Source organism: Mesorhizobium sp. NZP2298 (genome assembly GCF_013170825.1).
Taxonomy (GTDB): Bacteria; Pseudomonadota; Alphaproteobacteria; order Rhizobiales; family Rhizobiaceae; genus Mesorhizobium.
Genome location: NZ_CP033365.1, coordinates 1,032,205 through 1,045,344, shown reverse-complemented (window position 1 = coordinate 1,045,344; position 13,140 = coordinate 1,032,205). Strand labels below are relative to the sequence as shown.

Sequence of the window (13,140 nt, the reverse complement as noted above, 5' to 3'; positions counted from 1 at the left end):
GACGCTGTGAACGAAGAGAAAGACATGGCTGACGCCCGCACCATCCTGGCCGGCTACCGCGCCTCGATCGACAACATCGACGCCGCCCTCATCCACATGCTGGCCGAGCGCTTCCGCTGCACCAAGGCGGTCGGCGTGCTCAAGGCCGAGCATGGCCTGCCGCCAGCCGACCCGGCGCGCGAACAGCAGCAGATCGCCCGTCTTCGCCAGTTGGCCAAGGACGCGCATCTCGACCCCGATTTCGCGGAGAAGTTCCTCAACTTCGTCGTCCGCGAAGTGATCCGCCACCACGAACAGATCGCCGCAGCCAACGGCGTGACGAAAACTGGTTGAGAAATCTCAGCTAAATCCAATCAAACGAAATCAGAGCTTTTAGGAGAAAAGAAATGGCACTGAAGATCAGACTGGCCCGCGCGGGCTCGAAGAAGCGTCCTTACTACCACGTCGTCGTTGCCGACGCCCGTTCGCCGCGCGACGGCCGGTTCATCGAGTCGCTCGGCTCGTGGAACCCGCTCCTGCCGAAGGACGGCGAGCGCGTCAAGGTTGACGCCGACCGCGTCAAGCACTGGCTGTCGCACGGCGCCCAGCCGACCGACCGCGTGCTGCGCTTCCTCGACGAGGCAGGCCTTGCCAAGCGCGACGCCCGCTCCAACCCGAAGAAGGCCGAGCCCGGCAAGAAGGCCCAGGAACGCGCAGCCCTTCTGAAGAAGGCGCAGGAAGACGCCGCCGCCGCGGTTGCTGCCGCTGCCGCAGCACCCGCCGAGGCGGAAGCCGCTACGGCCGAATAAAGAGCGCGTCATCGCATCGACGAAACGGCGGGCCTATGCCCGCCGTTTTGCTATGGTCCGGCAATGCCGTGGCATTCAGGCTGATGGAGCGGATGGGCGAGCAGGCAGTCACGGAAGAAATCCTCTCAGGCGGCGTTGCCGGTGCGCTGTTGCGATGCGCTGATGCCACGACGGGTGTCGTTGTGTTGAGCGGATCGAGCGGCCGTGTCGATGCCGCTCGCGCCGGACTGTTTGCCAGGGAAGGGGCGTCCGCGCTCGCGCTCCAGTGGTTCGGCGGCGAAGGCCAGGTTCCCGGCATCTGCGAAATCCCTCTCGAGACGTTTTTCGCGGCAACAGACTGCCTTGTCGGGTTGGGTTGCCGCCGCATCGTCTATGCCGGCACCTCGAAAGGCGCCGAAGCATCCTTGCTTGCGGCGGCTCATGACACGCGCATCGATGCCGTGGCTGCGATCAGCCCGACATCGGTGGTTTGGGGAAATATCGGGCCGGGCCGCGACGGCATGAGCTGGCCCGAGCGCTCTTCGTGGACGCTGAAGGGGCTTCCACTCCCGTTCGTTCCAACCGACCCGCATTGGAACGCGAGCCACGTCGATGGCCTTGTGTCCTACAGGGGGCTTTTCGAGCACTGCCTGACAACCTTCAGGCAGGAGGCAGACAGGGCTGCCATTCCCGTCGAGGCCACTTCGGCGGAGATTGTGCTGGTCGCGGGCGGCGATGACGCGCTGTGGCCATCGCTGGATTTTGCCCGGTCGATTGTCCAGCGCCGAAACGATGCCGGAAAGGCCACGCGCCTCGTTTGCTCCCCCGACGCGGGCCACCGCATTCTGCTGCCGGGTGAAACGACGCCACGGTCTGGATCGCACGCACATGGCGGCAATGATCTTGCCGACGCGCGTCTCGGCCGTGACGCCTGGCAAGCCATCCGGGAACTGCTGTAGAAACGGCGGGCCCGTGCCCGCCGTTTCGCCGGCTACAGTCCAGTGCCGGTCAATAGCCGCGCGGGCAGCGGTCTACATAGACACGGCCGTGACGGTCGCGATAGCGGCATTGGCCGCTTTCGCTCGCATGGCCTATCAGGGCGCCCGCAACGGCGCCAACCGCGCCTCCGACGACAGCGCCTTGGACCGGATCTCCGGCCACGGCTGCGCCGATCGCAGCGCCGCCAAGACCGCCGACCGCGGCGCCTTTCTCCGTCTGCGAGCACGCACCGAGCGCCGTCGCCAATACCAGAATAGTCAGGATTTTCTTCATTTTCGTTCCTCTCACACGCGGATCGCCGTCTCGCCGCCGAGTCCTTAACTCTCAGACGGCTGATTTGATCCCGAGGAGAATGACGATCTCGCCCCCGCAGCATCGTCCCACGCCGATCATGCCTCGCTGAGGCGCTTCAAATTGGCGAGACCGACCTCGAAATCCCGGCCGATCAGCGTGTCGAAATTCATGAACAGGCCCATCAGCTTGGCGATAAAGGGGCGGCTGCCGCGCATGGCCCAGGTGACGGAGGTATCATCGCCCGAAGGCGTCAAGGTGAAGTCGACGCTGTTGTTGGCCCGGAACGGCTTCTCGAAATCGAGCTTGAGCGACACCAGCGAGGACGCCACCGAGTTGACGATCTCCATGCGCCCCTTGCCGGCCTTGCCATTGCCTTCCCAGGCATAGACGGCACCCTTGCCGCTTTGCGCGCCGGAGAGCGTGCGCTTCATGTTGGGGTCGAGCTTTTCGTAAGGCGACCATGTCGGCCAGCGGCTGAAATCATTGATCAGTGGGAAGATCACTTCCGGCGGGGCCTTGATGGTGGCGGTGCGGGTGGTGACGAAATCATTGGGCCGCGTCGCGGCATGGATGAGGACGGCCGCGATGATGACGAGCAGGATGATGAGGATGGTGCTGAACATTTTTCTCTCCCAAAGCAATTCCAGGAAAAGTGTGAAGCGGTTTTCCGTCCGGAATTGCCCCAAATGTACTTATCGGCCGAACGGGATCAGCGCGCGCACCCTGGGGTCGCGCAGATAGAGGCCGCCCCACAGGATGATGCCGAGATAGACGCCGAACAGCGTGTGCGAGAACAGCGGATTGCCGATCCGCGCATTGGTGGCGATGGCGCCGCCCATATAGGCGGTGAGCAGGATGGCGCCGAGCACCGAGCTGCGCGGTAGTGCGTAAAGCGCGGTCGCGATCAGGCCGATGACGCCGAGCATGCGCGCGACATTGGGCTGCGCCGGCCAGCCGAGCGGCACCATCGTCTGGGTGACGACATCGAGCGGCGGCAGCTTGATGGCGCCGTCGAAGATCATGAACAGGATGATGAGGCCGCTGAGCGCACGGCCGGTCCACAAGGCGCCGGACGAGACAGGCGCGGTTTCGGAAATGCTCATCAACGTTCCCTCCGGTTGGTTCTGGCCCCTTTCGCTGGGGTCGAACCAAGGACGCGGCCTGAGGCGGCAATCCTACAGGGGGTTGGGTTTTTTCGGTCCGTCCTTTGGCCGGCAGGCAAGCCGGACCGGATTTACGAGAAATAGAACTTTTCGGCCGGGAGCATTTTCGGCGGCGTTTCGCCCAGTGCCTCGAACACCGAGATCTCGCAAACGCGGCACAGGCCGTCGAGGGCGAGGTCGTTGGCCTCGGTGCCGAAAGGATCCTCGAGCTCTTCCGAAAGCGCGTCGAGGCCAAAGAATGTGTAGGCGATCAGCGCGGTGAACAGCGGCGTCGCCCAGCCCGTGGTCGAGATCAGCCCGATGGGCAGGAGCAGGCAGACGATGTAGGCCGTGCGATGCACAAGCAACGTATAAGCGAATGGCAAGGGCGTGCCGGCGATCCGCTCGCAGCCGGCCTGGATGGCCGTGATCGATGCCAGCCTCTCGTCCAGGATGCGGAAGCCGATCGGATCGACTTCGCCCGCACGGCGCTGTGTATTGGCGCGCCGGCCCATGCGCCTGACCATCTCGTCCGCCGGATTGGCAAAGGCTGCAACGGTCTCCGCTTCGGCGTCGATGAAGGCACGGGCGTCCTTGATGCTGTCGGTCTTGCGCAACTGGCCGCGCAGGAAATGGCAGAAGGCCAGCGCCTCCATCAGCAAGGCACGCTGTTCGGCCGGATCGGGAATGAGACTGGTCGTGGCGCGCGCCAGGTTGCGGATTTCGAAAACCAGCGTGCCCCAGAGCTTGCGCGCTTCCCACCAGCGGTCATAGGCGGCGTTGTTGCGGAACGACAGATAGATGGACAGCGTCACGCCCACCAGTCCGAACGGCGCGATGTTGAAGACGCCGAGATCGAGCTTGAACCACCGCGCCAGGGCAAGGATGACCGCCGAATAGATGGCGAACCCGAAGATCTGCGGCAGGATGCGCGGCACCACGGAGCCGCGCATGATGAAGAACAGCTGCAGGAAGTTGGGGCGCGGGCGAACGATCATGGGCGGCCTTTCACGGACCGGCATCGGCCCTAGCCTCTGTATTGTGCGATGCGGCAGATCCGCAAGCCCAGCCGTCAGCGACATCGCGATGTCGTGCGCCCGGTGCGTGGACTATCGGCATGTACAGGTTGCGGATATTGAGAAGCCTGCGGGTCTTGGCCCGCCCGATATAGGCGAGACGAATGGCCGGCGAAACCGATCTGAAGACCCTGTTGGCGTCGATGACGCCGGAATTGCTTGACGAGACCTATGTCTTTGTCACGCAGGCGCCCGGCGTTCCGCAGCCAGAAGGCCTCGAACCTATGATGATGTTTCGCGAGCGCGAGGGCACGACGCTGATCGTGACCGAGAACACTGCCAGCGCGATGGGACTGACCGCCTCGTTCCGCTGCCGGATGATCACGCTGAACATCCACTCGTCGCTGGAAGCGGTCGGCTTCCTCGCCGCCATCGCCACACGGCTCGCCGCCGCAGGCATGGGCGTCAATCCTGTCTCGGCATTCTATCACGATCATCTGTTCGTGCCGGCGGAGCGGGCGGAGGAGGCAATGGTCTTGTTGCTTGGACTGGCGGCGGAGAACGAAGGGGTTCAGTAAGCGGTCAGCGTCTGCGGACGTACAGAATATCCGGCAGGCCTTCCTCGTTGGTGGTGCCATCGCCGAACGCTTCCGCACGGAACCCATGCCGCTCATAGAAACGCCGGGCGCCGGTGTTGGCCTGGAAGCAATGGAGTTTCACGACCGGCAAGGCAGCGGTCGCGTCGATCAGCAACCGGCTGCCTATGCCTCGCCCTGTCCAGGCCGGGTCGAGATAGAGTTGTTCCACCCAATCGCCGCTGACGGCGATGAAGCCGACGATCTCGCTACCGGCCTCGGCGACCGTCACCTTCTGCCGTGGCAGGACGATGTCGCGGATGAAGGCAAGGTCCTTGGCTGGCGTGTGGATGACCGGCATCCAGTCAAACGAGCCAAGTGCTGCCCGCATGAGTTTTGCGATAGCAGCGGCGTCAGAACCGATGGCCGGGCGTAGCCTGACTTTGGCGGTATCGTTCATGGTCGTTTCTCAACACAGGCCGGCGCCGCCCCTCATCCCCCTGCCGGTACCTTCTCCCCGTGAACGGGGAGAGGGAGAACCCCGGCCGAAGGCCGAGCCCGCGACCGCGGGCCGCCGGTCGTCCGGCGCCCTCGCGGAGGGCCCGCCGCGGCAGCGGCGATACGGCCCGTGAGCGAAAACAAACCAGCCTCAGGCCGCCTTCTTCTTCGGCTGGATCAGGCCGCGCTCGACCAGCAGCTCGGCGATCTGCACCGCGTTGAGGGCCGCGCCCTTGCGCAGATTGTCCGACACCACCCACATCGACAGGCCGTTGTCGACGGTCGAATCCTCGCGGATGCGCGAGATGAAGGTGGCGTCCTCGCCGGCCGATTCCAGCGGCGTGATGTAGCCTCCGTCCTCGCGCTTGTCCAAGACCTGGCAGCCGGGAGCGTCACGCAGGATATCGCGCGCCTCGTCGGCGGTGATCGGCTTCTCGAACTCGATATTGACCGCTTCCGAATGGCCGATGAACACCGGCACGCGCACGCAGGTCGCCGTTAGCTTGATCTTGGGGTCGAGCATCTTCTTGGTCTCGGCGACCATCTTCCACTCTTCCTTGGTGAAGCCGTCGTCGAGGAAGACGTCGATATGCGGGATGACGTTGAAGGCGATGCGCTTGGTGAACTTCTTGACGTCGACCTGGTCGGCGACAAACACCGCGCGGGTCTGGGTGAAGAGCTCGTCCATGCCTTCCTTGCCGGCGCCCGACACCGACTGGTAGGTGGCGACGACGACGCGCTTGATGGTGGCGAAATCGTGCAGCGGCTTCAGCGCCACGACGAGCTGCGCCGTCGAGCAGTTCGGGTTGGCGATGATGTTCTTGCGCGTGAACAGCGAGATCGCGCCCGGGTTCACTTCCGGCACGATCAGCGGCACGTCCTGATCGTAGCGGAAGGCCGACGAATTATCGATGACGACGCAGCCCTGCTTGCCGATCTTGGGCGACCATTCCTTGGAGACATTGCCGCCAGCCGACATGACGCAGATGTCGGTGTCGGAAAAATCATATTGGTCGAGCGCCCTGACCTTCAGCGTACGGTCGCCGAACGACACTTCCGTGCCCTGGCTGCGCCGCGAGGCCAGCGCCACCACTTCGCTTACCGGAAAGCCGCGCTCTTCCAGTATGTTGAGCATTTCCCGGCCCACATTGCCCGTGGCGCCGACGACTGCAACCTTGAAACTCATCTGATATCTCCTGTCCCTCTCCGCTTGGTTTTTGGAGAAAACCCGCCGGCCGATGCGGGTTCCGTCCCCCGGGCCGGACCCGGGAGAGGGTGGTTAGGCCAAGGGAATCACACCGTTTTGGTGGTGGTTTTGCCAGTTTTTTCGGCCAGGAATGGGGTTTTGGTGGAACGGACGGATGCGTCCAAGCGCCCTGCCCAATGCTTTACATTGTGGCTGGGGGCGTCGAATGCAAGAAGAGCCATCAAAAGGCCGCGCATCTAAGACAATCCCGTTCGAAGCGGGCTTTTACGCGGTTTGCGACAGGAGTCAATTGGGACGAGGCCCGGCTTTCCTTCTCTCCCTGTGGGAGAAGGTGGATCGGCGCACAGCGCCGAGACGGATGAGGGGTGTTCCAGCGGAGTGAGGCGTCGGCTTTCCCTGGAGCACCCCTCATCCGTCGCCTTCGGCGACACCTTCTCCCACAAGGGGAGAAGGGAAGGCAGTGCTGCTCGCCCTGTACAAGAGCGGCGCCAAGAAGTACGAACGGCCAAGATTGTTTGGCTGGCAAGGCGCCGGCCCCGGCTCGCGTTCCATGGTGAGCGCAGGACCCCGAATTCCGAAAGAGAGAGATGTCCAATTTCGAAGGTATCGTTCCGGCGCTGGCACAGGCGCTGGAAAAACGCGGCTATGCCGAGCTGACGCCGGTGCAGAAGGCCGTGCTGGAGCTCGGGCAGGCCGACGCACTGGTGTCGGCGCAGACCGGTTCGGGCAAGACCGTGGCCTTCGGCCTTGCCATGGCCCCGACGCTGCTCGACGGCGCGGAACGCTTTGGCGCGGCCACGGCACCACTGGCATTGGCGGTGGCGCCAACGCGGGAGCTGGCGCTGCAGGTGACGCGCGAACTGGAATGGCTCTACGAGCCGACCGGCGCCACGGTGGCATCCTGCGTCGGCGGCATGGACATGCGCACCGAGCGGCGCGCGCTGGAGCGCGGCGCCCACATCGTCGTCGGCACGCCCGGCCGGCTGCGCGATCACATCACACGGCAATCGCTCGACATGTCGGCGCTCAAGGCGGTGGTGCTCGACGAGGCCGACGAGATGCTCGATCTCGGCTTTCGCGAAGACCTTGAATTCATCCTCGACGCCGCCCCGGCCGAGCGCCGCACCCTGATGTTCTCGGCCACCGTGCCGCGCTCGATCGCGACGCTGGCTCAAGGCTACCAGCGCGATGCCGTGCGCATCTCCGCCGCCGGCGAGGAGAAGCAGCATCTCGACATCGAATACCGGGCGCTGAACGTCGCCCAGGCCGACCGCGAGAACGCCATCATCAACGTGCTGCGTTTCTATGAAGCGAAGAACGCGCTGGTGTTCTGCAACACGCGCGCCGCCGTCAACCATCTCACCGCGCGCTTCAACAACCGCAATTTTTCGGTCGTGGCCCTGTCGGGCGAGCTCAGCCAGAACGAACGCAGCCACGCGCTGCAGGCCATGCGCGACGGCCGCGCCAAGGTCTGCATCGCAACGGACGTCGCCGCGCGCGGCATCGACCTGCCCAACCTCGAACTGGTGATCCATGCTGATTTGCCGACCAATCCCGAAACGCTGCTGCACCGCAGCGGTCGCACCGGGCGCGCCGGGCGCAAGGGCGTCAGCGCGCTGATCGTGCCGGGCAGCGCCCGCAGGCGCACCGAACGGCTGCTGCAGAACGCCGGCCTCAAGGCGACATGGGCGAGCCCGCCCTCGGCCGACGACGTGATCCGCCGCGACGACGAGCGCATCCTCGCCGATCCGGCCTTCGATGAGCCGGTGAAGGATGACGAGCGCACCTTCATCGACGCGCTTCTCAGCCGACATGGCGCCGAACAGGTGGCGGCCGCCTTCGTGCGCCAGTGCCGCGCCAGCCGCTCGGCGCCCGAGGATCTGATGGACGTCGCCCCGTTCACGCCTTCGCGTGAAAGAACGGTGGGCGAGAAATTCACGCCCCGCGACGAGGCGCCCAGCCGCCGCGACGATTTCGGCGCCAGCGTCTGGTTCTCGCTGTCGGTCGGGCGCCGGCAGAATGCCGAGCCGCGCTGGCTGATCCCGATGCTGTGCCGGGCCGGCAGCATCTCCAAGCGCGAGATAGGCGCCATCAAGATGCAGCCTGAGGAGACTTTCGTGCAGATCGCGGCGGACTGGGCCGAACGTTTTCTGGCCGCCATCGGACCCGACCGCAAATTGCAGGGCAACATCGTGGTGAAGCGGCTCGAGGGCACGCCGGATCTGTCGCGCGCCGGCTACCAGCCGCCAAGCCCGGACAAGAAACCGCATCGCGGCAAGGCGCCATTCGATCCGAACGCGCCGAAGCGCAAATTCGAGAAGCGCGCACCGGCCGCAGCCGACCAGCGCCCGGCAGCCGCGCATGAGGCAAAGCCCTGGACAAGGAAGCCGGGCAAGCCGAAATTCGACAATGCCGGCCCGCCGAAGCACAAGAAGGCGAAGCGGCCCTCGTAAGACCGCGCTGAAGCGGCGAGCCGTCGCGTTCAGCGTGCCTGGTGTTCCGCACGCCGCCTGGACGAGGCTGGCCTCGGAAGCCTTGCGACCTGCCCATCCCCGGTCGCGGCGCTGGCATCGGGATGCTCGGCGGTCATCGTCTGCTTTGGTGAAAACGGCTGCACGTGAAGCCTTATGCTTCATTTGCCGCTGCCGTGGTAGCCATGTCGCACGGCCTTGCCCCCGGGCTCGGCCCTGTGCCACACCTTGGCAGGGACGCGGCGACAAGGGGGTGGGTGATGCGCGGCGAAGTGCTCCACTATGACGAGGACCAGGGCTTCGGCTTCATCACCGGAGCCGACGGCAACCGCTACACTTTCACCCGCGAGAACCTTCGCCGGCAAACCGCCATGCCCAAGGGAACGGCGGTCGAGTTCCAGGCAGGCGGCGGCCAGGGCCGTGACGTCTTCTCGATCGCCGCCCAGGCCGCAAGCCCGGCAGCCGAAGCCGCCGCCGCACCAGCTCAAGCCAATCCCCCGCCGGCTGCCGTCGCATCGCAGGCGCGGCCCTTCGGCCGGTCGGCCGAGCCGGCCGAGCCCACCGATCTCTGGTCCTATTTCTGGCGAGCAATGACTGAGAACTATTTCAATTTCGCCGGCCGCGCCCGCCGCAAGGAATATTGGGGCTATTGCCTGTTCTGGACGATCGCGCTGCTGTTGGTCATCGGCGTCGGCGTTTTCACCGATGTCCAGGTCGGCAATTTCGACAGCATCGAGGTGCCGGCGGTGACGATCGGGCTGTTTGGCGCTTTCCTGCTGGCCACGTTCTTCCCCAGCCTCGGTATGATCGTGCGCCGCCTGCACGATCTCGGCCTGTCGGGTTGGCTTTGCCTACTCATCCTGATCCCGACCTTCGGCAGCCTGATCATCCTGGTCTTCGCCCTGATCCCGACACAGGGACGCGAAAACCAGTGGGGACCGGTGCCGTCGGGTGTCAGGGTCTAGAAGACCAGTCCCGAGAAACAAGAAACTTTCCCGCTCGAAGAACAAAGTCGTCGCGCTGAAAATTCGTCACCCACGCCGACGAGCCCTCGTTCGGCGACACGAAACTGCTGTTCCGGCATACGCTGAAGGCGGCACGCGGGTGACGGACAGGCTGGAAATTTCTGGCCCCTCGGCCGCCGAGGTCGGACCGGAACTTGGGCCGCAGATCACCATGCCGTCAGGCGCCAGGTTTTAACACCTTCAGCGCGTCGCTCGAAAGCCTGAGAAAAATCTTCTGGCCGTGCCGTTCGGCGCCGAGCCGCGCATAGAAGCGCAGCGCGCCCTCGTTCCAGTTCTCGGTGGTCAGGTCGATGCGGCCGATGCCGTGGCTGAGGCAATGACCGGCGAGAAAATCGATCAGCGCCCGGCCGACGCCGGCACCGCGGACCTGGTCGCGCACGAACAGATCCTTGAGGAACAACAGCCGTTCGAGATCGACGCCCGGATGCGCGATCGCCACCGACGCCAACCCGCTCACCTCATCTTCAACGAAGGCAAGCGCAAAATGCGGATAGGCCGGGCTTTCCTCGTCAAGCCATTTGCGCGCCGCGGACAAAGCCCGATCATGGTCGAGCGGTGGCTGCCGGTAATGCGCCGCCATGGCGCACAGCATGACAGCGAGTGCGGAGGCATCCGCGGCCGTCGCCCAACGGACGTCGACCGGCACGGGATCAGCCCAGGAACTTGGCGATGATCGCGTCACCCATCTCGACGGTTCCGACCTCGGTCATCCCGGCGGAGAGAATGTCCTTGGTGCGCAGGCCATCGTCGAGCACGGCGGCGATTGCCGCTTCAAGCTTGTCGGCTTCCGCGACCATGCCGAAGGAATAGCGCAGGCACATGGCGAAGGATGCGATCATGGCGATCGGGTTGGCGATGCCCTTGCCGGCGATGTCTGGCGCCGAGCCGTGCACTGGCTCGTAGAGCGCCTTGCGCTTCTTGGTCTTGACGTCGGGCGCGCCGAGCGAGGCCGACGGCAGCATGCCGATCGAGCCGGTCAGCATGGCGGCGATGTCGGACAGCATGTCGCCGAACAGATTGTCGGTGACGATGACGTCGAACTGCTTTGGCCAGCGCACCAGTTGCATGCCGCCGGCATCGGCCAGCATGTGGTCGAGCTTGACGTCGGCATAGCGTGCCTTGTGGGTCTGGGTGACGACCTCGTTCCACAGCACGCCCGATTTCATGACGTTGCGCTTTTCCATCGAGGTGACGTGGTTCTTGCGGGTCCGCGCCAGCTCGAAGGCGACACCGGAAATGCGCTCGATCTCGAACGTGTCGTAGACCTGGGTGTCGATGCCGCGCTTCTGGCCGTTGCCGAGATCGATGATCTGCTTGGGCTCGCCGAAATAGACGCCGCCGGTCAGCTCGCGAACGATCAGGATGTCGAGGCCTTCGACCACCTCCTGCTTGAGCGAGGACGACGCCGCCAGCGCCGGATAGCAGATGGCGGGGCGCAGATTGGCGAAAAGCTCCATGTCCTTGCGCAGCCGCAGCAGGCCGGCCTCGGGGCGCACCTCGTAAGGCACCGCATCCCATTTCGGACCGCCGACGGCACCGAACAGCACCGCATCCGCCGCCATCGCCTTGGCCATGTCGGCATCGGAAATGGCCGCACCATGCGCATCATAGGCGCATCCGCCGACCAGGCCCTCATCGGTGACGAAGCCGCTGCCGAGCTTTTCGTTCATGGCCGATATCAGTTTCTTGACCTCGGCCATGGCCTCGGGGCCGATGCCGTCGCCGGGGAGCAGGAAAAGATGCTTCGTTGCCATGGAGAAAACCGTCCCAGAAAGATTTGAACCGCGGCCTTGCTAAACGCCAAGCGCTTGCGGCGCAAGCCTGCGCTTGAGAAGCGCATTCACCGATGCGAGAGAATGTTGACCAGCCGGCCCAGCGGATCGCGCACATAGAAGCGCCGCACACCCCAGGGCTCGTCGGCCGGGCCGTATTCGATGGCGAAGCCGGCTTCCTTCATGGCGGCAAGCGCCTCGTCGACATCGTCGACCTCGATCGACAGGTCGGGCACCGGCGTGCCCGAGCCGCCCTGCTCGGCAAAGCTGACCTGCACACCCATGGTCTCGGACGAACCATAGGTGGTGATCCAGCCATGATCCATGAGCAGATCGAGGCCGAGCACGTCCTGATAAAATCGCTTCGCCGCCGCGATATCCGACGTGGCGATGTTGGCAATGATGCGCCGGACCTTCATGCAGTCCGCCGCAGCGCCGTGACTTCAATCTCGATCTTCATTTCCGGCTTGTTGAGCTGGCAGACGATCATCGTCGCAGCCGGCCTGATGTCGCCGAACGTCTCGCCCAGGATCGGGAAGACCGCGTCCACAAAGGCCTGGTCGGTGATGTAGTAATGCGCCCGCACCACGTCGGCCATGTCGAAGCCGCCGTCCTTCAGCGCCTTGCCGATGGTCGCCAGGCAGTTGCGCGTCTGCGCCTCGATACTGTCGGGCATCGTCATGGTGCCATAGTCGTAGCCGGTCGTCCCGGAGACGAAGCACCAGTCGCCCTGCACCACGGCCCGCGAATAGCCGGCGGTCTTTTCGAAGGGCGATCCGGTGGAGATGAGTTTGCGCATGGCGTCCTTGCAAATGTTCGGTTGTTTAGATCGTCAGGCTCTCAGCTGCGCCAGGACGCCTGCGATATCGCCCATGCCCCAATGCTCGATGATGCGATCGTCTTGCGCCCGGAAAATGTCGCATGAGGTGAAGCGCAGTGCCCGACCGGTCGGTGCGACGCCGAAATAGGCACCCTTGTGCGTGCCGCTGTAGACGAAACTCGCCGCGACATGGTCCTTGTCGGCGACCACGACTTCGATGTCGACCTTTAGATCCGGCATTGCCGCCAGCCGCGCCTTGAAGAAAGCGACAGTCGCCTGTTTCGCGCTGACATTGGCCGGCGGCGGTGCGGCGGCGCTTTGTTGATGATTCACATAGGTGTCGGCGAACAGTTCGGAGAAGCCGTCGATATCGCCCGCGCTCAATGTCGCCGCGAACCGTTCCGCCAGCGATTGCGGCGCGGTCGCGGCCCGGGCGAGGGCCGGTGTGAGCAAGCCGCCGCCAAGAAGCAGCGCGGCTGTTGTTACTTGTCGCCGATTCTGCATCGTGACCTCCGTCGGCAAACGGCAACGGGAAGACATCCCCCTGGCGACCC

The 13,140-nt window shown here is 64.6% G+C and carries 17 protein-coding genes; 6 read left to right on the top strand and 11 right to left on the bottom strand.

From position 1 onward, the window contains the following. The first annotated feature begins 6 nt into the window (after window positions 1–6). From EB231_RS04990 to EB231_RS04980, 3 genes are all read left to right on the top strand, one after another. The gene (locus tag EB231_RS04990; RefSeq protein ID WP_019862096.1) at window positions 7–333 is read left to right on the top strand and encodes a chorismate mutase; all 327 of its coding nucleotides are present in this window, start codon (window positions 7–9) and stop codon (window positions 331–333) included. Window positions 334–386: 53 nt separating this feature from the next. Then, on the top strand, window positions 387–788 hold the full coding sequence (rpsP, locus tag EB231_RS04985; RefSeq protein ID WP_010912392.1) for a 30S ribosomal protein S16: 402 nt from the start codon (window positions 387–389) through the stop codon (window positions 786–788). Window positions 789–880: 92 nt separating this feature from the next. Beyond that, the gene (locus EB231_RS04980; protein ID WP_172352813.1) at window positions 881–1,726 is read left to right on the top strand and encodes an acyl-CoA thioester hydrolase/BAAT C-terminal domain-containing protein; all 846 of its coding nucleotides are present in this window, start codon (window positions 881–883) and stop codon (window positions 1,724–1,726) included. Window positions 1,727–1,775: 49 nt separating this feature from the next. Here EB231_RS04980 and EB231_RS04975 read toward each other — a convergent pair whose 3' ends face one another. The 4 genes from EB231_RS04975 to EB231_RS04960 all read right to left on the bottom strand — a co-directional run bounded on the left by EB231_RS04975 (window position 1,776) and on the right by EB231_RS04960 (window position 4,200). Next, window positions 1,776–2,039: a YMGG-like glycine zipper-containing protein gene (locus EB231_RS04975; RefSeq protein ID WP_172347858.1), complete on the bottom strand. Its 264-nt coding sequence runs from the start codon at window positions 2,037–2,039 to the stop codon at window positions 1,776–1,778. 116 nt (window positions 2,040–2,155) lie between these two features. After that, window positions 2,156–2,683, bottom strand: coding sequence for an SRPBCC family protein (locus EB231_RS04970; RefSeq protein WP_172347857.1), 528 nt, complete (start codon window positions 2,681–2,683; stop codon window positions 2,156–2,158). Between the two features lie 69 nt (window positions 2,684–2,752). Beyond that, complete coding sequence (locus tag EB231_RS04965; protein WP_172347856.1) at window positions 2,753–3,163, bottom strand: DoxX family protein; 411 nt, start codon at window positions 3,161–3,163, stop codon at window positions 2,753–2,755. Window positions 3,164–3,294: 131 nt separating this feature from the next. Further along, complete coding sequence (locus EB231_RS04960; RefSeq protein WP_172347855.1) at window positions 3,295–4,200, bottom strand: bestrophin family protein; 906 nt, start codon at window positions 4,198–4,200, stop codon at window positions 3,295–3,297. Between the two features lie 182 nt (window positions 4,201–4,382). On the opposite strand from EB231_RS04960, the gene EB231_RS04955 reads away from it, so the two are divergent. Continuing rightward, window positions 4,383–4,796: an ACT domain-containing protein gene (locus EB231_RS04955; RefSeq protein WP_172347854.1), complete on the top strand. Its 414-nt coding sequence runs from the start codon at window positions 4,383–4,385 to the stop codon at window positions 4,794–4,796. 4 nt (window positions 4,797–4,800) lie between these two features. Here the strand turns inward: EB231_RS04955 and EB231_RS04950 are convergent, their stop codons facing one another. Beyond that, window positions 4,801–5,253 carry a GNAT family N-acetyltransferase gene (locus EB231_RS04950; RefSeq protein ID WP_172347853.1) on the bottom strand — a complete coding sequence of 151 codons (453 nt, stop codon included), beginning with the start codon at window positions 5,251–5,253 and terminating at the stop codon, window positions 4,801–4,803. 189 nt (window positions 5,254–5,442) lie between these two features. Next, window positions 5,443–6,477, bottom strand: coding sequence for an aspartate-semialdehyde dehydrogenase (locus EB231_RS04945; protein ID WP_172347852.1), 1,035 nt, complete (start codon window positions 6,475–6,477; stop codon window positions 5,443–5,445). A 608-nt stretch (window positions 6,478–7,085) separates the two neighbouring features. Here EB231_RS04945 and EB231_RS04940 point away from each other — a divergent pair. After that, complete coding sequence (locus EB231_RS04940; protein ID WP_172347851.1) at window positions 7,086–8,951, top strand: DEAD/DEAH box helicase; 1,866 nt, start codon at window positions 7,086–7,088, stop codon at window positions 8,949–8,951. Between the two features lie 278 nt (window positions 8,952–9,229). Further along, window positions 9,230–9,934, top strand: a complete 705-nt coding sequence (locus EB231_RS04935) for a DUF805 domain-containing protein (protein ID WP_172347850.1) — start codon at window positions 9,230–9,232, stop codon at window positions 9,932–9,934. Between the two features lie 217 nt (window positions 9,935–10,151). Here the strand turns inward: EB231_RS04935 and EB231_RS04930 are convergent, their stop codons facing one another. From EB231_RS04930 to EB231_RS04910, 5 genes are all read right to left on the bottom strand, one after another. Then, complete coding sequence (locus tag EB231_RS04930; protein WP_172347849.1) at window positions 10,152–10,640, bottom strand: GNAT family N-acetyltransferase; 489 nt, start codon at window positions 10,638–10,640, stop codon at window positions 10,152–10,154. A 4-nt stretch (window positions 10,641–10,644) separates the two neighbouring features. Next, complete coding sequence (gene leuB / locus EB231_RS04925; RefSeq protein WP_172347848.1) at window positions 10,645–11,748, bottom strand: 3-isopropylmalate dehydrogenase; 1,104 nt, start codon at window positions 11,746–11,748, stop codon at window positions 10,645–10,647. A gap of 86 nt (window positions 11,749–11,834) precedes the next feature. Next, window positions 11,835–12,185: a VOC family protein gene (locus EB231_RS04920; protein WP_172347847.1), complete on the bottom strand. Its 351-nt coding sequence runs from the start codon at window positions 12,183–12,185 to the stop codon at window positions 11,835–11,837. Beyond that, window positions 12,182–12,565, bottom strand: coding sequence for a RidA family protein (locus tag EB231_RS04915; protein WP_172347846.1), 384 nt, complete (start codon window positions 12,563–12,565; stop codon window positions 12,182–12,184). The genes EB231_RS04920 and EB231_RS04915 overlap by 4 nt, the downstream gene beginning before the upstream one ends. A 33-nt stretch (window positions 12,566–12,598) precedes the next feature. Next, on the bottom strand, window positions 12,599–13,090 hold the full coding sequence (locus EB231_RS04910; RefSeq protein ID WP_172347845.1) for an ester cyclase: 492 nt from the start codon (window positions 13,088–13,090) through the stop codon (window positions 12,599–12,601). Window positions 13,091–13,140: the final 50 nt, after the last annotated feature.